The organism is Kocuria rhizosphaericola (assembly GCF_044462205.1).
Taxonomy (GTDB): domain Bacteria; phylum Actinomycetota; class Actinomycetes; order Actinomycetales; family Micrococcaceae; genus Kocuria; species Kocuria rhizosphaericola.
The window spans coordinates 1-20,703 of record NZ_JBISWK010000134.1 but is presented as its reverse complement, the minus strand read 5'-3'; the positions used below and the strand labels follow the sequence as shown (position 1 = coordinate 20,703).

General features: G+C 73.1%; 19 protein-coding genes, 1 tRNA gene and 1 other RNA gene. 15 read left to right on the top strand and 6 right to left on the bottom strand.

The window, feature by feature from the left end; genetic code table 11:
* Nucleotides 1–41: 41 nt before the first annotated feature.
* The gene (locus ACH9D2_RS13680) at nucleotides 42–2,639 is read left to right on the top strand and encodes an AAA family ATPase (protein ID WP_396363356.1); all 2,598 of its coding nucleotides are present in this window, start codon (nucleotides 42–44) and stop codon (nucleotides 2,637–2,639) included.
* Between the two features lie 118 nt (nucleotides 2,640–2,757).
* Entirely contained in the window at nucleotides 2,758–3,327 is a 570-nt protein-coding gene (locus ACH9D2_RS13675) for an OsmC family protein (protein ID WP_396363355.1), read from the top strand.
* A 276-nt stretch (nucleotides 3,328–3,603) separates the two neighbouring features.
* Here ACH9D2_RS13675 and ACH9D2_RS13670 read toward each other — a convergent pair.
* Nucleotides 3,604–3,688 (bottom strand) — tRNA-Ser (locus ACH9D2_RS13670).
* A 133-nt stretch (nucleotides 3,689–3,821) separates the two neighbouring features.
* Here ACH9D2_RS13670 and ffs point away from each other — a divergent pair.
* From ffs to ACH9D2_RS13640, 6 genes are all read left to right on the top strand, one after another.
* An RNA gene (gene ffs, locus ACH9D2_RS13665) (signal recognition particle sRNA small type) lies at nucleotides 3,822–3,918 on the top strand.
* 75 nt (nucleotides 3,919–3,993) lie between these two features.
* Nucleotides 3,994–7,026: a DNA polymerase III subunit gamma and tau gene (locus ACH9D2_RS13660; protein WP_396363354.1), complete on the top strand. Its 3,033-nt coding sequence runs from the start codon at nucleotides 3,994–3,996 to the stop codon at nucleotides 7,024–7,026.
* A gap of 90 nt (nucleotides 7,027–7,116) precedes the next feature.
* A complete protein-coding gene (gene recR / locus ACH9D2_RS13655; RefSeq protein WP_298589693.1) occupies nucleotides 7,117–7,713 on the top strand; it encodes a recombination mediator RecR in 597 nt (198 codons plus the stop codon).
* Between the two features lie 103 nt (nucleotides 7,714–7,816).
* The gene (locus ACH9D2_RS13650; RefSeq protein WP_396363353.1) at nucleotides 7,817–9,103 is read left to right on the top strand and encodes an aspartate kinase; all 1,287 of its coding nucleotides are present in this window, start codon (nucleotides 7,817–7,819) and stop codon (nucleotides 9,101–9,103) included.
* 46 nt (nucleotides 9,104–9,149) lie between these two features.
* Entirely contained in the window at nucleotides 9,150–10,085 is a 936-nt protein-coding gene (locus ACH9D2_RS13645; protein ID WP_396363352.1) for a 3-methyladenine DNA glycosylase, read from the top strand.
* The gene (locus ACH9D2_RS13640) at nucleotides 10,082–10,456 is read left to right on the top strand and encodes a Rieske 2Fe-2S domain-containing protein (protein WP_396363351.1); all 375 of its coding nucleotides are present in this window, start codon (nucleotides 10,082–10,084) and stop codon (nucleotides 10,454–10,456) included. Before ACH9D2_RS13645 ends, ACH9D2_RS13640 begins: the two co-directional genes overlap by 4 nt.
* Before the next feature lie 7 nt (nucleotides 10,457–10,463).
* Here ACH9D2_RS13640 and ACH9D2_RS13635 read toward each other — a convergent pair whose 3' ends face one another.
* Nucleotides 10,464–11,063 carry a helix-turn-helix domain-containing protein gene (locus ACH9D2_RS13635; RefSeq protein ID WP_396363350.1) on the bottom strand — a complete coding sequence of 200 codons (600 nt, stop codon included), beginning with the start codon at nucleotides 11,061–11,063 and terminating at the stop codon, nucleotides 10,464–10,466.
* 166 nt (nucleotides 11,064–11,229) lie between these two features.
* Between ACH9D2_RS13635 and ACH9D2_RS13630 the strand changes: the two genes are divergently transcribed.
* Together ACH9D2_RS13630 and ACH9D2_RS13625 are read left to right on the top strand one after the other, a co-directional pair.
* Nucleotides 11,230–11,652 carry a CBS domain-containing protein gene (locus ACH9D2_RS13630; protein ID WP_396363349.1) on the top strand — a complete coding sequence of 141 codons (423 nt, stop codon included), beginning with the start codon at nucleotides 11,230–11,232 and terminating at the stop codon, nucleotides 11,650–11,652.
* 30 nt (nucleotides 11,653–11,682) lie between these two features.
* Entirely contained in the window at nucleotides 11,683–11,916 is a 234-nt protein-coding gene (locus ACH9D2_RS13625; protein WP_396363348.1) for a hypothetical protein, read from the top strand.
* 197 nt (nucleotides 11,917–12,113) lie between these two features.
* Here ACH9D2_RS13625 and ACH9D2_RS13620 read toward each other — a convergent pair whose 3' ends face one another.
* On the bottom strand, nucleotides 12,114–12,605 hold the full coding sequence (locus ACH9D2_RS13620; RefSeq protein ID WP_396363347.1) for a hypothetical protein: 492 nt from the start codon (nucleotides 12,603–12,605) through the stop codon (nucleotides 12,114–12,116).
* A gap of 286 nt (nucleotides 12,606–12,891) precedes the next feature.
* Here ACH9D2_RS13620 and purS point away from each other — a divergent pair, with 286 nt between their 5' ends.
* The 5 genes from purS to cls all read left to right on the top strand — a co-directional run bounded on the left by purS (nucleotide 12,892) and on the right by cls (nucleotide 18,420).
* Nucleotides 12,892–13,155 carry a phosphoribosylformylglycinamidine synthase subunit PurS gene (gene purS / locus ACH9D2_RS13615; protein ID WP_344124149.1) on the top strand — a complete coding sequence of 88 codons (264 nt, stop codon included), beginning with the start codon at nucleotides 12,892–12,894 and terminating at the stop codon, nucleotides 13,153–13,155.
* A gap of 2 nt (nucleotides 13,156–13,157) precedes the next feature.
* Nucleotides 13,158–13,952 carry a phosphoribosylformylglycinamidine synthase subunit PurQ gene (purQ, locus tag ACH9D2_RS13610; protein WP_396363346.1) on the top strand — a complete coding sequence of 265 codons (795 nt, stop codon included), beginning with the start codon at nucleotides 13,158–13,160 and terminating at the stop codon, nucleotides 13,950–13,952.
* Nucleotides 13,953–13,969: 17 nt separating this feature from the next.
* The gene (gene purL / locus ACH9D2_RS13605) at nucleotides 13,970–16,267 is read left to right on the top strand and encodes a phosphoribosylformylglycinamidine synthase subunit PurL (RefSeq protein ID WP_396363345.1); all 2,298 of its coding nucleotides are present in this window, start codon (nucleotides 13,970–13,972) and stop codon (nucleotides 16,265–16,267) included.
* A 105-nt stretch (nucleotides 16,268–16,372) separates the two neighbouring features.
* Complete coding sequence (locus ACH9D2_RS13600; protein WP_396363344.1) at nucleotides 16,373–16,891, top strand: GNAT family N-acetyltransferase; 519 nt, start codon at nucleotides 16,373–16,375, stop codon at nucleotides 16,889–16,891.
* A gap of 35 nt (nucleotides 16,892–16,926) precedes the next feature.
* Nucleotides 16,927–18,420, top strand: coding sequence for a cardiolipin synthase (gene cls / locus ACH9D2_RS13595; protein ID WP_396363343.1), 1,494 nt, complete (start codon nucleotides 16,927–16,929; stop codon nucleotides 18,418–18,420).
* Nucleotides 18,421–18,436: 16 nt separating this feature from the next.
* Here cls and ACH9D2_RS13590 read toward each other — a convergent pair whose 3' ends face one another.
* The 3 genes from ACH9D2_RS13590 to ACH9D2_RS13580 all read right to left on the bottom strand — a co-directional run.
* Nucleotides 18,437–19,282 carry an anti-sigma factor gene (locus tag ACH9D2_RS13590; RefSeq protein WP_396363342.1) on the bottom strand — a complete coding sequence of 282 codons (846 nt, stop codon included), beginning with the start codon at nucleotides 19,280–19,282 and terminating at the stop codon, nucleotides 18,437–18,439.
* Nucleotides 19,266–19,829, bottom strand: coding sequence for an RNA polymerase sigma factor (locus ACH9D2_RS13585; protein ID WP_396363341.1), 564 nt, complete (start codon nucleotides 19,827–19,829; stop codon nucleotides 19,266–19,268). The genes ACH9D2_RS13590 and ACH9D2_RS13585 overlap by 17 nt, the downstream gene beginning before the upstream one ends.
* 129 nt (nucleotides 19,830–19,958) lie before the next feature.
* Nucleotides 19,959–20,703 (bottom strand): sortase domain-containing protein (locus ACH9D2_RS13580; RefSeq protein ID WP_396363340.1); only part of this gene is annotated, 745 nt, incomplete at its 5' end.

Below are 20,703 nucleotides of genomic sequence, written 5' to 3'. Positions count from 1 at the left end.
TGCAAGGGCACGACTCGGTCACACCGCACGCGGAGGTGACGATGGTGGACCTGCTCGAGCGCGATCAGGAGCTCCGGACGCTGCACGCCGTCCTGCGGGACGCTGCCCACGCCCACGGTTCCGTCGTGCTGGTGACCGGCGAGCCTGGCATCGGGAAGTCCGCCCTCGTGGACCGCTTCGGCGCCGAGGTCGCCGGCCGGGCCCGTTTCCTGCGCGGCTTCTGCGACGACCTCGCGACGCCGCGGCCGCTGGGTGCCTTCCGGGACTTCGCGGAGGAGCTGCCGCAACCGCTGGCCGATGCGCTCCGGCAGCCGTCCGTCCCCGCGGCGTTCCCCTCCGTGCTCCTGGAGCACCTGCGCTCCGGCGACGTGCCCAGCGTCCTCGTGCTCGAGGACGTCCACTGGGCGGACCAGGCCACCGTCGATGCCGTCGTCGTCCTCGGCCGCCGCATCGCCGACATGCCTGCCGTGCTCCTCCTGACCTACCGCCCGGGCGAGGTGGATCCGGGCCAGCCGCTGCGCGCCGCGATCGCCGCGGTCCGGGGCACCACCTCGGCGCACCTCGAGCTCGCCCCCCTCTCGTCCGCCGCCGTGGCCCAGCTGGCCGGCCCGGACGCCGAACGCGTCTTCGCCCTCTCCGCCGGCAACCCGTTCTTCGTCACGGAGCTGATCGCCGGGCGGGGAGACCCACCGCCGCCCTCGCTGGCCGACGCCGTCCTCGGACGCGTCGCCCAGCTGGAGGACGCCTCCCGGCAGCTGCTCGAGCTGGTCTCCATGGTCCCGGGCCGGGTGGCCACGGAGGTGCTGGACGTCGCGGAGCCCGGGTGGTCGCTGGCTGCCGAGCAACCCGAGCGACGGCAGCTGCTCACCAGCGACCCCCGGCACGTACGCTTCCGGCACGCCCTGACCCAGGCCGCTGTCCGTTCCAGCGTGCCCCCGGCACGACGCCGGACCTTGCACGGCACGATCCTGCACGCGCTGCACGAGGTGCGGGCCGACCCTGCTGATCTCGTCCATCACGCCGAGGCTGCCGGGGCCGCGGACGTCGTCGCCGAGCAGTCGCTGATCGCCGCGCGGCAGGCGCGCGCGGCGGAGTCCCACCGGGAGGCCTTCGCGCACTTCCGCCGGGCATCGGACTTCGCCGATCGGCTCCCCCCGGAAGACCGGGCACGGCTCTGGGAAGAGCTGGCGCGCAGCGCCTACCTGGTGGGCCGGACCGGTGAGGCGCTCACCGCGGTCACCCATGCCCTCGGCCTGCGCACGCAGCCGGGCGATCGGGAGGCGCTGGTCCGCAACCTGACATTCCGGGCGCACCTGCACTGGTTCAACGGTGCCGGGGAGGCCGCCCGGCGGGACGCGGAGGCGGCTCGCGAGGCACTCGATCCCGGTGATCCCCCGGCGGTCCGCGCCCAGGCATACGTACAGTCCGCCGAGCTGGCCATGCTGGCCGGGCACGCCGTGGAGAGCCGGAGGTGGGGCGAGCGGGCGGTCGATCTCGCCGGTGAGGACACCGAGGTCCGCACGCGCGCCCTCACCAGCATGGGCGCCGTGCGCATGCAACTGGACGCCGATGACACCGCTCCCCTCCTCGCCGCCCTGCATCTCGCCGAGCACTCGGGGCAGCACCACAGCGCGGTGCTCGCCTGCACGGCGCTCGCCTACGTCGACTTCCAGTGGGTCAGGCCCGAAGAGGCGATGGCCCACTGCGAAGGCGGACGCGACTACGCGCGGACGCACGAGGTGGACGCCATGGCCGCCTACCTCGACGCCGTCCGGGCATGGCTGCTCCTGCGCCGGGGCGAGTGGGCGCGGGCGGCCCGCCTGGCCGGCGCCCGCCTGCGGAGCACCCCGTCCTCGGCCCGCACGGTGACGGGGTTGCAGGCGCGCACCGTGCTGGCCGAGCTCGCCCTGCGGCGCGGTGACACCGACGCCGACGAGCTGCTCACCACCCTGGCCTCGGACGCCGACCGCACCGGTGAGCTCAAGCGGATCCAGCCGGTGCTCGAACTCCAGGTGGAGCGCGCGCTCCTCCGCGGCCAACCTTTGCCGGTGGACAGGATCGAGGAGGTCGCCCGCGTCGTCGGCCCCGCCCCGCTCGGGACCGGATGGGGCCGCGGACGGGCTGCCGCCTGGGCGGCCGTGTGCGGACTGGACCCACGCGCACCGGAGGGTGCCGCGCCGCCGCACGCGGCGATGGCGAGCAGGGACTGGGTGAGCGCGGCCGATGCCTTCGGCGCGGTGGGCTGGTCCTACGACCGCGCGCTGCTGCTCTCGCTCACCGCCGACGAGTGCGCGCTGGCCGAGGCCGTCGGCCTCGCCCGGGGCCTGGGCGCCGCCCCGTTGGAGAAGCGGGTCTGCGACCGGATGCGGACGCTGGGGATGCCGGTGCCCCGGGGGCCCCATGCCACGACCCGTTCCCACCCCGACCAGCTCACGGGCCGACAGGCGGAGGTGCTGGACCTCGTCGCGGAAGGCCTGAGCAACCAGGAGATCGCCTCCGCCCTGCACATCTCGCGACGGACGGTGGAGCACCATGTGGCCGACGTCCTGACCAAGCTCGAGGTGCCCTCGCGCACCGCGGCAGTCGCACGCCTGAAGAGCCGCGAGGCCCAGGACGATGTCGCCCCGGGAAGTGGGTAGAGGTCGACGCAAAGATGGGTGAGGACACCGATCCCGAGTCCCCGCCGCGTTCCTAGGCTGGATGTGGACGGTCCGTCCGGGGCCGTCGGGCACACACCAACCGGAGGAGGCGACTGTCGTGACGGAGACCAGCACGACCAGGACCAATGGGATCGACGTCGGGGCGCTGACCGAGACGATCGACGCCGTCAAGGCTGATCCTGCAACGGGATCCTTCACGTTCCGTGCCAGGAGCACGTGGCAGGACGGCACCTACAACGTGGGTGAGATCGGGACGTTCACCCACGCCGGCGCAGAGGACCAGAGCCGTGCGGCCGCGTTCGTGCTGCACGGGGACGAGCCACCGGTGCTGCTGGGCAGCAACAAGGGCCCCAACGCCGTGGAGTTGCTCCTCCAGGGTCTCGCGTTCTGCTACGCCGTCGGCTTCGTGGCCAACGCCGCGGCCCGGGGGATCGAGATCGAGCACATGGAGTACGAGATCGAAGGGGACTTCGACGTGAGCGCCTTCCTCGGTCTCGACGGCCGGCGTCCCGGCTTCACCAGGATCCGCGCCACCGGACGGGTCTCCTCGCCCAACGCCACCCGGCAGCAGCTGGAAGAGCTCTGCCAGTACGTCCAGGACACCTCGCCCGTGCGTGACTCCCTGGCCAACGCCGTGCCCGTGGAGACCACGCTCGACGTCCTCTGAGGGGGCGACCAGCATGACCACCGCCTGACCGGCACCCGTCGACCGGGACGTCCTGCCGATGGAGGCCCGCGCCGTGGACGGGGGCTCGGAGCAATGGTTCCGCTGCACGACCGGCCATGGGCCGGCCGAGCGGCAGCCGGACACCCGCCACGGGGCCATGGTGCGGACGGGCCTGAGCATGGAGGGGCCAGAGCCGATGCAGCCATCGATCGCAGAACGCACGAAAAAAGCCGCTCCCGCCCGTGTTTCCACTGGCGGGAGCGGCTCTCGTCGACGCGGAGGATGGGGGATTTGAACCCCCGAGGGCGTGAACCCAACACGCGTTCCAGGCGTGCGCCATAGGCCGCTAGGCGAATCCTCCAGGCACGCACGTCACGGCGGCCTGACGGCGCCGGAACATGCGGGGTCCAGCATAACCGAACCTCCGGGCAATGCCGAATCCGCGGCTCCGTCCCCGGGTTTCGACCCGCCCCGCCGCATCCGCTAGACTCTTGGACAGCCCCTCGCGTGGCGTCATCCTGTTGAACTCCCCCAGGACCGGAAGGTAGCAAGGGTAAACGGGCTCTGGCGGGTGCGCGAGGGGTCTTCTCGTCCCCGCGGCGGCCCGCGTCCCCAGCGGCGATCCGCCCGGCCCGTCTGTCGGATTCCGTCGCTAAGGTGTCATCTGTGACTACCGCCCTGTACCGCCGCTATCGCCCGGAGACCTTCGAGGACGTCATCGGTCAGGAGCACGTGACCGAGCCGCTGATGACGGCGCTGCGCAAGGACAGGGTCAGTCACGCCTACCTCTTCTCCGGCCCGCGCGGCTGCGGCAAGACCACCTCCGCCCGCATCCTGGCCCGCTGCCTCAACTGCGCGGAGGGCCCCACCGCCACCCCGTGCGGCCGTTGTGACAGCTGCCGCGACCTGGCCCGGGACGGTGCCGGCTCCCTCGACGTGATCGAGATGGACGCCGCCAGCCACGGCGGCGTCGACCACGCCCGCGACCTGCGCGAGCGCGCCACCTTCGCGCCCATCCGGGACCGGTACAAGATCTTCATCATCGACGAGGCGCACATGGTCACGCGCGAGGGCTTCAACGCCCTGCTCAAGATCGTCGAGGAGCCGCCGGAGCACATCAAGTTCATCTTCGCGACCACCGAGCCGAGCAAGGTGCTCACGACCATCCGGTCCCGCACCCACCACTACCCCTTCCGCCTGGTCCCCACCGAGCCGCTCATGCACTACCTCGAGCAGCTCTGCGCCGAGGAGCGCGTGCAGGTGGCCCCCGGAGTGCTCTCCCTGGTGGTCCGCGCCGGCGCCGGGTCCGTCCGCGACACCCTGTCCGTCCTCGACCAGCTCATGGCCGGCTCCGACGAGCGGGGCATCGGCTACGACCTCGCCGTGGCCCTGCTGGGCTACACGCACGGCGCCCTGCTCGACGACGTGGTCGACGCCTTCGCGTCCGGGGACGGCGCCACGGTCTTCCGCGCGGTGGACCGGGTGGTGCAGACGGGCCAGGACCCGCGCCGCTTCGTGGAGGACCTCCTCGAGCGGTTCCGGGACCTGATCATCGTCAACGCGGTCCCGGAGTCGGCGGGCAACATCCTGCACGGCATGCCCCAGGACCAGATCGCCCGGCTGCGCAACCAGGCGTCCCAGCTCGGGGCGGCGGAGCTCTCCCGGGCCGCGGACATCACGAACACGGCCCTCACCGAGATGACGGGGGCCACCTCGCCCCAGCTGCACCTCGAGCTGCTGTGCGCGCGCATCCTCCTGCCCTCCTCGGAGGACACCACGCGCGGGGTCACGGCCCGCGTCGACCGGCTGGAGCGGCGCCTGAGCATCGGCCGGGGCGCCGCCCAGGACGATCCAGCCGCCGCACCGGCACCGTCCCCCGAGGTGCCCGCGGCCGCTCCTGCCGCTCCGCCCGCGAGCCGGACCGCCCCGCGCCCCGAGCCCGCGGCCGCCCCCGCACCGCAGCGGCCGGGCCCGCCCGTGCCCGGCGCCACCGCGCCCGGCGCTCCCGCGCAGCAGACGCCCCCGCAGCAGGAGACGGATCCGCGGGAACCGGCCGCGCAGGGCGCCGAGCGGGCCGCGGGCCCCCCCGAGCGACCGCTAGCCCGGGAGGACCACGGGCAGGAGCGGTCCGGGGAACAGGAGCCGTCCACCGGACGGGATCAGCCCGCCGCACCGCGGCAGCCCCCCGCCACGGGGCAGCCGCCCCGCCAGGACACGCCCCGGGCGGGCGAGCCGGGCGGCAACGAGATCGACCTGCTGCGCGCCTCCTGGCCGGAGATCGTCAACGCGCTCGCGGACATCCGCCGGGTCGCCTGGTTCACGGTCCAGCGAGGGACCCCGCAGTCCTTCGACGGCAAGGTGCTGCGCATCATGTTCGACGCCGAGGGCGACCTCATGAACTTCCCGCGGTTCGAGGACGACCTGCGGCAGGCGGTGCAGCAGATCCTCGGCATCGACTGCCGCGCGGAGGCCGTCCCCCCGGGCGGCGGTGGACACGGCCGGGGCGGTGGCGGGACGCCGCGCGGCCCCGAGCCGTCGACACGCCCGCCCGGACGCCGGAACGAGCCCCGGCCCGAGAGCGAGGGAGACCGGCCCGAGCGGCGCGCCCCCGAGAACCGGGCACCGGGAGACCCGGACCGGCGTCCGGCGGGCCAGGACCGGCAGGGGGCCCCGCGCGGCCACGAGGGGCAGCCGACCCCGCCCCGCGCCACCGGCACGCCCCCGGACGGCGCGCCGGCACCCGCCCCGGAGCCGGCCGCGGACGCGACGCCGCAGGACGGGGACCGCAGCGGCCAGGACCCGTGGGACGGGCACGGGACGCCCGCCACGGACACGCCCCCGGAGCGGGCCGACCCCGCCTGGGCCCAGGAGCCCGTGCACAGCTGGTCCGTGGCCGCCATCCCCCAGGGCGGCCCCGCACCCGAGGCCCCGGCCGAGCCCGCGTCGCAGGCCCCGGCGGCGCCCGCGAGCCGGCCGCCGGGACCGGCGCCGGAGCGGCCCGCCGATCCGCAGCCCGCCCACCGGCCGGCACAGCGGGCCGAACCGCAGGACGAGCCGCAGGCCGAGCCCCGGCGCGGACACCGCCCCGGCCACGCGACGGCCGGGCGCGAGGCCCGCGCGTTCCCCGGCGAGACCCCGGGGGCCCGGGACCGGGACGTCCCCCCGCCGGACGACGACGTCCCGCCGCCCGAGGAGCCTCCGTACCCGGACGAGCCCCCTTATCCCGACGATCCGGACGCGGCGCCCCCCGAGCAGTGGCGACCCGCGGCACCCGCACGCCAGGCCCCCGAGGACGGACACGGCGCCGGGGACCGGTCCGGCAACAGACCCGGGAGCAGCGCCACGGCGCCCCCCGCGCGCCCGGACGCGCCCCGGGACGCACCGGGGGCCACGACCCCGGCTCCGGGCGCGGCCCCCGCCGCCCCGCAGCAGGCTCCCCCGGCGGCCGCTCCCGCCGGTGCCGACCGGAGCGCGCGGCTGAGCTTCCGGGAGCGCCACGCCGCGGCCATCGCCGCGGGACGGAAGGCACCCGAGCCCGCCGCCGCACCGCAGGACCGCGGCGTAGAATGGGACGACTCCTTCGTGCCGAGCTCGGACGACGAGGCGCTCGAGGACTCCACCCTCTACGGCCGAGCCGCGATCGAGCGGATCCTCGGGGGCATGCTGATCGAGGAGCGGGACCTCCACACCGGGGAGTGAGCCGGGGCGACCCACGCACCGGCACCCCGGTGACGTCGTGGCCGGGGACGAGCAGGAGGGCCGCGCACCGGCCCGGAAATCGAGGGAAACGTGTACGAAGGCGCCGTTCAGGACCTGATCGACGAGCTGGGCCGGTTGCCCGGCGTCGGGCCGAAGTCCGCGCAGCGGATCGCGTTCCACCTCCTCGACGCCGACAAGGAGGAGGTCCGGCGCCTGGCCGACGCCATGACGGCGGTCAAGGACAAGGTGAAGTTCTGCCGGATCTGCGGCAACGTGTCCGAGCTCGACGAGTGCGCCATCTGCCGTGACGCCCGCCGGGACGACAGCGTCATCTGCGTGGTCGAGGAGTCGAAGGACGTCATGGCCATCGAGCGCACCCGCAGCTTCCGCGGCCGGTACCACGTGCTCGGCGGGGCCATCAGCCCCATCCAGGGCATCGGCCCCGACCAGCTGCGCATCCGGGAGCTCATGACGCGGCTCTCCGGCGACACCGTGCAGGAGGTCGTGCTCGCCACCGACCCGAACCTGGAGGGCGAGGCCACCGCCACCTACCTGTCCCGCATGCTCAAGACCCTCGGGATCCGCGTGACCCGCCTGGCCTCCGGGCTGCCCGTGGGCGGCGACCTCGAGTACGCCGACGAGGTGACCCTGGGCCGGGCGTTCGAGGGCCGGACGGTCGTCGCCTGACACCGCCGCGCTAGGATGTCCTGGTGCCCTGCCGCGGGGAGCGGGCGCACGGACCGGGCCGCCCGACCGAGCCCGGCCACCCTCGACCACAGGAGTAGAACCCATGAGCCTGATCGTGCAGAAGTTCGGTGGATCCTCCGTCGCGGACGCCGACGGCATCCGCCGCGTTGCACGGCGGATCGTCGAGACGCGCAACCGGGGGCACGACGTCGTCGTCGTCGTCTCCGCGATGGGCGACACCACGGACGAGCTCCTCGACCTCGCCCACGAGGTCACCCGCAAGCCGCCGGCCCGTGAGCTCGACATGCTGCTCACCGCCGGCGAGCGCATCTCGATGGCGCTGCTGGCCATGGCGGTGTCCGGGACGGGTGCGCCCGCCCAGTCCTTCACCGGCTCGCAGGCCGGAATGGTCACGGACGGCGCGCACGGCGCGGCCCTGCTCGTGGAGGTGAACCCGCAGCGCGTGCGGGAGTCCCTCGACCAGGGCAACATCGCGATCATCGCCGGATTCCAGGGCGTGCACCGCTCGACCAAGGACATCACGACCCTGGGTCGCGGCGGCTCGGACACCACCGCCGTGGCGCTGGCCGCCGCCCTGGACGCCGACGTCTGCGAGATCTACTCCGACGTCGACGGCGTGTTCACCGCCGACCCCCGCATCGCGCCCAGGGCACGCAAGCTGGACGTGGTCAGCAGCGAGGAGATGCTCGAACTCGCCGCCAACGGCGCGAAGATCCTGCACCTGCGCTGCGTCGAGTACGCCCGCCGCTTCGGCGTGAAGCTGCACGTCCGCTCGTCCTTCACCCAGAACGAGGGCACCTGGGTCATCCCGGGCCCCGAAGACGCCGCCACCTCCCCGAAGGAGATCCCGTTGGAACAGCCGCTCATCGCCGGCATCGCCCACGACCGCACCCAGGCGAAGGTCACCGTCGTCGGGGTGCCGGACAAGCCCGGCATCGCCGCCCGGATCTTCCGCCTGCTCGCCGAGGCGAAGGTCAACGTGGACATGATCGTGCAGAACATCTCCACCGGTGACCACCCGCTGACGGACCTCTCCTTCACGGTGGACGAGTCCCAGGGCGAACTGGCCATGAGCCTGCTGCGCGCCGCCGAGGAGAAGATCGGCTACGCGGGCCTGGACTACGACGACCAGGTCGGCAAGCTCTCCCTCGTGGGCGCCGGCATGAAGTCCAACCCGGGTGTGACGTTCACGTTCTTCGAGGCGCTCGCGAACGCGGACATCAACATCGACATGATCTCCACCTCCGAGGTGCGGATCTCGGTGGTCACGGCCGCCGACCGGCTCGACGAGGCCGTGCGCGTGGTGCACAACGCGTTCGACCTGGACTCCGACGAAGAGGCCACGATCTACGCGGGAACCGGCCGCTGATCCTCGTGCCCCGCTCCAGCGGCCTGTCGACGACGGGGCGGGTCCCGTGACCCGCCCCGTCGTCGTCCTGTCCCGCGCGGAGTGGGCGCCGCGGGCGCACGCCCACGAGCAGCGTGCGGCCCGCTACGCGGACCCGTTCGTGGACCGCCGCCACCGCGGGCAGAAGCACCCGGTGGAGGACTTCCTGTTCACCTACTACACGCTCAAGCCGGCGCAGCTGAAGCGCTGGCACCCCGGGGCGGGCACCGTGCTGCTGGACGCCGCCGAGCGGGCCCGGGAGAAGTTCTACCGGCCGCTCACCGGCCCCGAGCTCACGGACCTCGGTCTCTCCCCCGGGGACGGGGCCGTGACCGTCGACGACGACGCCGTCCGGGACCGGCGTGCCCCCGCCGTCGACTTCGCCCGGGCGGTGCTGGGCGCGCACGCGACGAATCCGGGCTTCTTCGGCTGCTTCGGCCTCCACGAGTGGGCGATGGCCTACCGCTCGGAGGACAACGACATCCGCCACGGGCAGCTGGAGCTGCGGCTCGGGGCGGCGGGCACGGACGCCGTGGTCGAGACCGCCAGGATCCGGTGCACCCACTTCGACGCGTTCCGCTTCTTCCAGCCGCAGGCCGTGCCGCTCAACGAGCTGCAGCCCACCCGGGAGTCCCAGCGCCGGACGGAGCAGCCGGGCTGCCTGCACGCCACCATGGACCTCTACAAGTGGGCGTACAAGCTGGTCCCGGCGATCCCGTCGGAGCTGCTGATGGACTGCTTCGAGCTGGCGTGGGACGTGCGGGAGACGGACATGCAGGCCGCTCCCTACGATCTCGCCGGCTGGGGCTACGAGCCCGTGCGGATCGAGACCCTGGAGGGCAAAGCCGAGTACGTGCGCCGGCAGCGGGATTTCGCCCGCCGCGCGGAGCCGCTGCGCCGCCGGCTCGGCGCGGCGCTGGAGGTCCTGGACCCGGCCCGCGCCACCGACGGCGCCGCGGCGTGAGCGTCCCCGGGGAGTCCGCCGGCGGCTGGGAGCGGATCGTGGCGGCCTCCGCCGTGCCGCCCCCGCTCGACTTCGTGACGGCCCCCTCCAGCACGGGACAGGTGCTCGTCACCCGTGACGCCGGGGGCGCCCTGCACGTGCTGCGCAACACCTGCACGCACCAGCAGGCCACCGTGTGCCGGGAGGCCGCCGGCCGGGCCGAGACGTTCGAGTGCCCCAACCACTTCTGGGTCTTCGCTCCCGACGGACGGTTCGTGGGGTCCCGGCTGGCCCTCGCCGCCGGCCGGGAGGCGCCGCCGGATCCCGCCAAGGATCTCCGCGCGGCGGCGGTCGACGTGGTCGACGGATGGGTCGTGGCCCGCTTCGGCTGAGCCCGGATCAGTCCGGCGCCGGCACGCCGTCGTCGTCGCGTCGTTGCCGCCCCGCGAGCCAGGTCTCGACGTCCGAGCGCCGGATCCGGCGGTGGCTGCCGCGGTACTGCACGGGCAGGACGCCCTCGGTGGTGAGGTTGCGCAGATGGGTGGCCGAGATCCCGGCGAGCGCCGCCGCCTGCGAGGTCGTCAGCAGCTCCGCCGCGGACGGGGAGTCGGCGGCCTCGTCGCCGTGGCGCGCGAGCCAGGCGTGGACGTCCGAGCGCCGGATCCGGCGGTGGCTGCCGCGGTACTGCACGGGCAGGACGCCCTCGGTGGTGAGATTGCGCAGATAGGTGTGCGAGATCCCGGCGAGCGCCGCCGCCTGCGCGGTGGTCAGCAGCTCCTCGGAGCCGGTCGGCTGCTCCCCGGCGGACGCCACCGTGACGGTCTCCCCGCGGGTGAGCCGGGACAGGAGGTCGACGACGGCGTCGAGCGCCCCCTCCGGCAGGCGCAGGGAGGTGCCGTCCACGAAGACCGTCACGTCCCGGGACTCGAGGGCGTGCGCCAGTCGTTCGGCGTCCCGGCCGCTGAGTCCGGGGGTGGTCCTCGGAGGGTGCTGGGTCATGGGCCCATTCTTCCAGCCGCACCGGGGCCGACCGCCACCGGCCGGCCCGGGCCGTTCCGTTGCAGAACGGCCTGGGGGCAGACAAGGGGCAGCACGGCTCCTACCCTGGAAGGACCGGAACGATCAGTGAACTGACGGACCACGTCCGCCGGACAGGAGGACCGACATGACCACGGTGCGAGAGATCATGACGCCGGGCGCCGAGTGCGTCGGCGAGAACGAGACTCTCGAGGTCGCGGCCCGGAGGATGAAGGACCTCGACGTCGGCGCGCTGCCGATCTGCGGGGAGCACGAGCGGCTGGTGGGTGTGGTCACGGACCGCGACATCGTCGTGCGGTGCCTCGCGATCGGCACCGATCCGCGGCAGGTCAAGGCAGGTCAGCTCGCCGAGGACAAGCCCGTCACGGTCGGTGCGGACGACAGCGTGGAGGAGGCCGTCCGGACGATGACCGACCACCAGGTGCGCCGCCTGCCCGTGATCGACGGGCACGACCTCGTGGGGATGGTGAGCCAGGCCGACATCGCCCGGAGCATGCCCGAGGACCGCGTGGGCGAGCTCGTGGAGCTCATCTCGTTCGACAAGCACTGACCCGGCACCGACGAGCAGGAGGAAACGATCATGGCTGTCTGCGACACCTGCGGCAACGACTACGACAAGGCCTTCACGATCACCCAGGGCGATCGGACGGGCACCTTCGACAGCTTCGAGTGCGCCGCGCACGCCATGGCGCCCACGTGTGCGCACTGCGGCTGCCGGATCCTGGGCCACGGCGTGGAGGCCGGCGAGACCGTCTACTGCTGCGCCCACTGCGCCCAGCACTCCGGCGCCGAGGGCCTCACGGACCGCGTGTAGGACCCGCCCGCGTCCGGGGCGGCCGGCCGGGTGGCCCGCCGCCCCGGACGCGGTCGATCGCGGTCGGTGCCGCTGTCCCCGCCGGGGACGATCTCGGCCTTCCGCCGAACTCACCACTTCGCCGCGGGACGAGGGCATGAATCCCGTGCTCTCGGGGAGGACCGATGAGTTCGGCAGGGCCGCGGAAGGGGGTGGGCTCAGGCCGGCCCGGGCCGCCAGCGCAGGACGGCGAGCCAGAGCAGCACCCCGGCCAGGCCCATCGTGCCGGGAACGAGCACGGGGGACGGCCCGACGGCCCCGCTCGTCGCCGCCCACAGCTGGGCCGCGCCCGACATCGACTCCCACGCGTCGGCGTACCGGGGGTCCACCGCCCCGGCCCGCAGGTTCGCCAGGACGTGCTCGTAGACGCCGTAGGCGCTGCCGAGCACGGAGACGACCGCGGCGACCCGCACGGTGCGGACCGTCCCGCGGGTGCGTCGCACCAGCCACGCCACGGCGGCGGCCAGCAGCACAGCCAGCACCGCCCACGGGACGAGCTGGGCGGGTCCCTGCCAGTGCCGCAGCATCGCCAGCTCGGTCAGCGCGCCGAGGACGGTGCCGATCCCCACCAGCGTCAGGACCTGGCGATAGATCGAGACCAGCCGGGCGTCGTCGGGATCGGCGCCGGGGGTGCGGGACGTGCTGCTCATGCTCCTCATGGGACCACGGCCTCCCGGGACGGACCTGCATTTGGCCTGGGACGTCCCCGACCGGCCCAAGTCACCGCGTCTGCCCGAGACCCGGAGATCCATGCCCCGGTTTCGGGCAGAAGCGGTGAGTTCGGTGTGGTGTGGGGGCGGCATCCTGCCACGGGCGGTGAGCCCTAGCACACCGCCGCCGCCCGTTCCGGCACGGCGCGACCGCTGTGCCCGAACCGATAGAATGGCTGACGTTCGCCGGATCCCGGCCCGCTGCTCGACCCTCAGGAGTTCCCCGATGGCCCGCATTGTTGTCGACGTCATGCCCAAGCCCGAGATCCTTGACCCGCAGGGCAAGGCGATCGCCAACGAACTGCCCCGCATCGGCCTGGACGGCTTCGCCGGTGTCCGGCAGGGCAAGCGCTTCGAGCTGACCGTCGACGGCGAGGCCACCGAGGACGCGCTGGCGCAGGCCCGGGAGGCCGCCGAGAAGCTGCTCTCCAACCCCGTCATCGAGGACGTCGTGCGCGTGGCCGTGCTCGACGAGGCCGAGGAGAACTGAGCATGCCCGGCCTCGAGACCCCTCTGATCGCGGACCTCTCCGCCCCCGCGCCGGACGCCGCGCTCGCCGGCGCCCGCGTCGGCGTGGTCACCTTCCCCGGCACCCTCGACGACCGCGACGCGGCGCGCGCCGTGACGCTGGCCGGCGGCACCCCGGTGCCCCTGTGGTACGCCGACGAGGACCTGCAGGACGTGGACGCCGTGATCCTGCCCGGCGGCTTCTCCTACGGCGACTACCTGCGCGCCGGGGCCATCGCCCGGTTCGCCCCGATCATGGACCGGATCATCGAGGGCGCGAACGCCGCGGGCACCTCCGGGTCCTCCCCGCTGCCGGTCCTCGGGATCTGCAACGGCTTCCAGATGCTCACCGAGTCGCACCTGCTGCCGGGGTCGATGATCAAGAACGAGCGCCTGAAGTTCCTCTGCCGGGACCAGCGCCTGCGCGTGGAGAACAACGAGACCGTGTGGACCACCGAGTTCGAGCAGGGCCAGGAGATCGTGGTCCCGCTCAAGAACCAGGACGGCCAGTACGTGGCGGACGAGAGGACCCTCGACGCCCTCGAGGCCGAGGGCCGCGTGGTGTTCCGCTACCTCGGGGGCAACCCCAACGGCTCGCGCCGGGACATCGCCGGGATCTGCAACGGACGCGGCAACGTGGTGGGTCTCATGCCGCACCCGGAGCACGCGGTCGAGCCGGGCTTCGGCGCGGACTCCTCCGCCTCCGGCGCGGTCGGCATGCGCGACGGCACGGACGGGCTGGGCCTGTTCGTCTCCGCCCTCAAGACACTGGTCAAGTAAGGGACACAGAAGACTCCATGAGCGACAAGCACTTCAACCTGGACACCGTCGAGCACGCGACGGCCACCCCCGACACCGAGCTGCCCTGGGCCGAGCTGGGCCTCAAGGACAACGAGTTCGAGGAGATCAAGAAGATCCTCGGCCGCCGGCCCACCGCCGCGGAGCTGGCGATGTACTCGGTCATGTGGTCCGAGCACTGCTCCTACAAGTCCTCCAAGGTCCACCTGCGCCAGTTCGGCGAGAAGGTCACCGAGGAGATGAAGAAGGACCTGCTGGTGGGCATCGGCGAGAACGCCGGCGTCACCGACCTCGGGGACGGCTGGGCCGTGACCTTCAAGATCGAGTCCCACAACCACCCGTCCTACGTGGAGCCCTACCAGGGCGCCGCCACGGGCGTGGGCGGGATCGTGCGCGACATCATCTCGATGGGCGCCCGGCCCGTGGCCGTCATGGACCCGCTGCGCTTCGGGGCGATCGACCACCCGGACACCGCGCGCGTGGTCCACGGCGTGGTGGCGGGCGTGGGCGGCTACGGCAACTCCCTGGGCCTGCCCAACGTGGGCGGCGAGGTCGTCTTCGACTCCAGCTACCAGGGCAACCCGCTCGTCAACGCGCTCGCCGTGGGCGTGATGCGCCACGAGGACATCCGTCTCGCCAACGCCTCCGGCGTCGGCAACAGGGTGGTGCTCTTCGGCGCCCGCACCGGCGGCGACGGCATCGGCGGCGCCTCCGTGCTCGCCTCGGAGTCCTTCGACGACGCCAAGCCGTCCAAGCGGCCGGCCGTCCAGGTGGGCGACCCGTTCGCGGAGAAGGTGCTCATCGAGTGCTGCCTCGAGCTGTTCAAGGCCTCCCTCGTGGAGGGCATCCAGGACCTGGGGGCGGCGGGCATCTCGTGCGCCACCTCGGAGCTGGCCTCCAACGGTGAGGGCGGCATGCACGTGGACCTCACCCAGGTGCTCCTGCGGGACCCGACCCTGACCCCGGGCGAGATCCTCATGTCGGAGTCCCAGGAGCGCATGATGGCGGTCGTGACCCCCGAGAAGGTCGCCGCCTTCGAGGCCGTGATGGACAAGTGGGACGTCGAGCACTCCTGGATCGGCGAGGTCACCGGCACCGGCCGGCTCGTGATCGAGTGGGACGACGAGGTCATCGTCGACGTCGACCCCCGCACCGTCGCCCACGAGGGTCCCGTCTACGACCGCCCGTTCACCCGCCCCGCGGACCAGGACCGGATCCAGGACGACCACTTCACGGGCTCTCCCGCCGACGCCTCCCGCCCCTCCGGGGCGGAGCTGCGCAACGCCGTCCTCGAGCTCATGGCCTCCCCGAACCTGTGCGCCAAGGACTGGGTCACCGACCAGTACGACCGCTACGTGCAGGGCAACACCGCGATGGCCATGCCCGACGACGCCGGAGTGGTCCGCGTGGACGAGGAGACCGGCCTCGGCGTGGCCCTGTCCACCGACTGCAACGGCCGCTACGCCTACCTCGACCCGTACGCCGGCGCACAGCTGGCCCTGGCCGAGGCCTACCGCAACGTGGCGACCTCCGGCGCCCGTCCCGCGGCGGTCTCCGACTGCCTGAACTTCGGCTCCCCCGAGGACCCGGAGACCATGTGGCAGTTCGCCGAGGCCGTGCGCGGGCTCGCCGACGGCTGCCAGCAGCTGGGGGTGCCCGTGACGGGCGGCAACGTGTCCCTGTACAACCAGACCGGTGGTGTGGCGATCCACCCGACGCCCGTGGTGGCGATGCTGGGCGTGCTCGACGACGTCCGGCGGCGCACGCCGTCGGGCTGGCGCGAGGACGGCCAGGCGATCTACCTGCTCGGAACCACCCGGGACGAACTGGACGGCTCCGAGTGGGCGAACCTGCGCGGGCACCTCGGCGGGCTCCCGCCGGCCGTGGACCTCGCCAGGGAGAAACTGCTCGGCGACCTGCTGATCAACATGTCCCGCGACGGCATGATCGACGCCGCGCACGACGTCGCCGAGGGCGGCCTCGCGGCGACCCTCGCCGAGATGGCACTGCGCTTCGACACCGGCGCGCGCATCGGACTGGGCGAGGTGTGCGAGCGGGACGGCGTGGACCTGTTCACCATGCTCTTCTCCGAGACCCAGGGACGGGCCGTGGTGGCCGTGCCCCGCAGCGAGGAAGTACGGTTCAAGGACATGTGCACCATGCGCGCCTATCCGCACACGCGGATCGGCGTGGTGGACACCGAGAACCGTGCGCTGGACGTGCAGAGCGAGTTCGGCATCGGCCTGGACGAGCTCCGCACGGCGCACGAGGGCACGCTACCGAAGTACTTCGGCTGATCCACCGGGGGCGGCTCCCGCCGCCCCCGGCACCCTGTTCCTCCGGACCCCAACCGTCCACCGCCGGCACCCGCGCCTCCCCCGCACGCAGAAAGCAGCACCAGCATGACTGAGGACCTCGAGGCCCTGCGCCCCGCACCCGTCCTGGAGACGGAACGACTCCTGCTCCGTCCCTTCACCGCCGAGGAGCTCGACGCCGTGGCCGCAGGCGAGCGGGCGGCCCACTTCGCCCACGGCTTCCCGACCGCCGAGGACATGGACTTCGCCCGCGAGTCCCTCATGGCCGGGGGCTACTTCTTCACGGAGTCCGTGTACGCGCGGATGGCCATCCTGGAGAAGTCCACCGGGCAGATCGTGGGCACGGCCGGCTTCGTGGGCCCCCCGATCGACGACGAGCTGGAGATCGTGGGCTCCCTCGCCGCGGACCGCCGCAACCGCGGCTATGCGCAGGAGGGGGTCACCGCGCTGCTCGGCGTCGCGTTCACCGACCCCTCCGTCACGGGCGTGCGCGCCAGCGTGCCCGGGGACAACGCCCCGGCCGCGCAGGTGCTCATCGCGGCCGGCTTCGTCCACCGCGAGACCCCGGGCCCGGAGACCGACTACTTCCTGCCGCGCCCCGCGTAGCCGGCCCGGTTCCGCCGCGCCGATAGGCTGGCCCCGTGGAAACGCTCCTCTTCCCCTACGACCTGTTGCCGCTCGACGGTGCGCCCGAGTGGATCCTCGTGGCGCTGGTGGTGGTGGACTGGATCGTCCGGCTGGTCGCACTGGGGTGGATCCCCCACAAGCGCCGCCCGTCGGTCGCCCTCGCCTGGCTGCTGGCCATCGCCCTGGTGCCCATCGTGGGCATCCTGCTGTTCCTCGTCATCGGCTCCGCCAAGCTGCCCAGGAAGCGGATGGCGATGCAGGCGAAGATGAACGACGTCATCCGGGAGAACACCCCGGACTCCCACATCCTCGGCAACGCCCATGAGCAGCTGCCGGAGTGGATCGAGTCCACGGCCGCGCTCAACTACAGCCTGGGGGCGCTGCCCATGGTCGGCGGGAACTCCTTCGAGATCCTCACGGACAACCACGAGTCCCTGCGGATCATGGCGGAGGAGGTGGACCGGGCCGAGGACTACGTCCACTTCGAGTTCTACATCGTGGCCATCGACGACACCTCCCGCGTGCTGCTGGACGCCCTGGTGCGCGCCCACGAGCGCGGCGTGCGGGTCCGCGTGCTCATCGACCACCTCGGCTCGGTCGGCTACCCCGGCTACGCCGAGATGGTCCGGGAGTTCGACCGGGTCGGCTTCCCGTGGCGGCGGATGCTCCCCGTGCGCCCGTGGAAGGGCGAGTGGCAGCGGCCCGACCTGCGCAACCACCGCAAGATCCTCGTGGTCGACGGGAACCTCGCCTTCACCGGATCGCAGAACATCATCCACCGCTCCTACAACAAACGGAGGAACCTGCGGAAGGGGCTCGAGTGGAAGGACCTGATGATCCAGTGCACGGGTCCGGTGGTCGCCGAGCTCAACGCCCTGTTCACGAGCGACTGGTACTCCGAGACGGGCGACCTCCTGCTCGACGAGGCCACCCGTGAGCTCCCCGACGTCGAGGGACCCGTGTTCGCCCAGGTCCTCCCCTCGGGCCCGGGGTTCGACACGGAGAACAACCTCCGCCTGTTCAACCACCTGATCTACAACGCCAACGAGCAGATCATCATCTCCAGCCCGTACTTCGTCCCGGACGAGTCGCTGATGCACGCGCTCACCACCGAGGCCCAGTCCGGAGTGGACGTGCAGCTGTTCGTGGGCGAGACCTCGGACCACTTCCTCGCCTACCACGCCCAGAACTCCTACTACCAGGAGCTCGTCGAGGCCGGTGTGAAGATCTACCGGTACCGGGCCCCGACCGTCCTGCACGCGAAGTTCGTGCTCGTGGACGACTACGTCTCCGTGATCGGCTCCTCCAACATGGACGAGCGCTCGTTCGCCCTGGACCTCGAGGTCTCGGTGTACATCGTGGACAGGCAGTTCCGGCAAAGGATGGACGCGGTGGTGGAGGAGTTCCACGAGGCCAGCACCCTGCTGGACTTCGAGGCATGGAACCGGCGGCCGCTGTGGCAAAAGTACGCCGACAACGTGGCCCGGCTCACCTCGGCCCTACTCTGAGGCCGCCGGTCCGCGCTCAGACCTCCAGGACGCCGCGCACGATCGAGTCCCCCGAGTGCGTCGGGTCGCCGTCGATCGGCTCGTTCGAGACGTCCACGACGGGGAACTCCCCGACGTCGAGGTTCTCGGGCAGCACGAACACGGCCTCGTCCCCGGCCATCACGCCGAGGCTGACCATGCGCTGCGCGTCGGGGGCGAGCAGCCAGACCTCCTTGAACCCGTCCACGTCGGCGGGATCGGTCCGCACCACCAGCTGACGGGTCCCGTCCGGCCGCTCGTCCACCTCGGCCGAGCCGCGGGCGGTGTAGCCGGCCAGGGGTTCCAGCTCGGCGGTCGCCAGCACCGTGGGGTCCGGCTCCAGACCCAGCCGCTGCGCGCCCCAGACCGAGATCCCGCCCACGAACAGCGCGGCGGCCGCGGCGGCCGCGGCCAGCGGGTACGGCACCCCGCGCCGGGGCCTGCTCCGGCGGGCGTCGAGGTCGACGACGGTCGCCCCGCCGCTCGCTGCGCCGTCGTCGGCGGGCGCGCCGGTCCGGTGCCCCGTGGCCTCGTCCGGAGCATCACCGGGGACGTCGCCGCGGGCATCGCCGGGGACGCCGCCGCGGGCGCCGTCCGGGGGGTCGGCCAGCGGATCCGCCGCGACCTCGGCGGAGAGGCCCAGCTCGGCGTGGATGGCAGCCCAGACCTGGGGCCCGGGGGACGCCAGGACGGGCGACTCCGCCCGTCCGGCGCGCACCACGCGCTCCAGGGACGCTAGCTCGGCGGCGCAGGCCGGGCAGGCGGCGACGTGGTCCCGGTCCCGGGCGTCCTCGGCCTCACCCAGAGCCAGGAGCGTCAGCGTCTCCTCACTCAGGTGTGCCATGACCGTCTCCCAATCGTGTTCGTAGGTTCGTGAGGCCTCGCCTCAGGTGGCTCTTGACCGTGCCGAGGGGCAGGTCCAGGTGCTGCGCGATCTGCTGGTGCGTGAGCTCCTCGTAGAAGGCCAGCGCCATGATCGTCGACCGGGGGGGCCCGAGCCGCTCGACCTCCGCCCGCACCACGAGCCGGTCCACCAGCAGGTCCGACTCCTCGTGCCGCGGCTCCCGGTCGGTGCGCACGGCGTCCGCCTGGCGCCGTTCCGCCTCGCGCCCGGCGTTCCTCGCGGCGTCGGCGATGCAGTTGCGCGCGATCCCGATGAGCCAGGCGGGGGCCGAGGAGTGCTCGGGACGGTATCCGGAGCGGTACTTCCACGCCCGGATGAAGACCTCCTGCACCACGTCGTCGGCGCCCGCATCGTCGCGCAGGGCCCGGACGGCGAGCCCCCGGATGACCCCGGCGCAGTGCCGGTACGCGGCACTCAGCGCCTGCTCGTCCCCCGCGGCGAACGCGGTGTCGAGCTCGGGTCCCCATTCCGGGGGCGGCGTCGGCATCGTGGGAGGGCTCCTCGTGGGCCGGAGGTCGTGGTGGCGTGCGATCGTGCGGGGTGCGGGCGTCCGCGTCGTGCCCAGCCTAGTGGACACCGGCCATGGGGTCATGCGCCCCTCGCCTCCCTCTGCCGCTCAGGGCACCGGGACAGCCCTCAGCACCACGTTGTCCTCGTAGTCCCCGATCTCCTCGAGCCACTCCCCGCCGCACGTCACGAGGTGGAGCACCGGCTCGCCGGTGCGGCGGAACAGGTCCGCGTCCGCGAGGGACTTCTTGTGGATGTGCTGGACGGACTCGGTGCGGTAGCGCTGGACGCTGCCGTCCTCGCGCTCCACCCTGATCTCCGCCCCGACCGGCACGTCCTGCAGCTGCGCCATCGGCGTGACCTCGGTGAGGGTGTCGACGTGGCCGGCGACGACCGCGGCTCCCTCGTCCGCCCCGGGGGACGGACCGTACCGGTACCAGCCGAGCTCCACGTGGTTGTCCGGGATGGTCATGGCGCCGTTGTCCTCGACCCCCACCGGGACCACCGGCATGTCGATCGGCGACCCGTCCACGACCACCCGCACCGGGGCCGGGACCTTCTCGGCGGGCGCCTGCGTGGCGGGGGCCACCGGGATCTCCGCGGGGGCTGCGGTGAACTGCGCCGTGCCCCCCGCGGGGACCGGACGGTCGGGGCCGGCGAGCGCCGGCACCGCGTCCTCGCCCGGGTAGGGCCCTGCCGCCAGGGAGTACGCGGTCGGCGACCCCCCGTTCTCCGGGAGAGCGGTGACGGCCGCTGCCGCGAGCAGGGACACCGAGGCGACCGCCCCGGCACCCACCGCCGCCAGACGACGACGACGGGTGCCGGGAGCTGTTGGTCCGGGTGCGCGGTGGGCC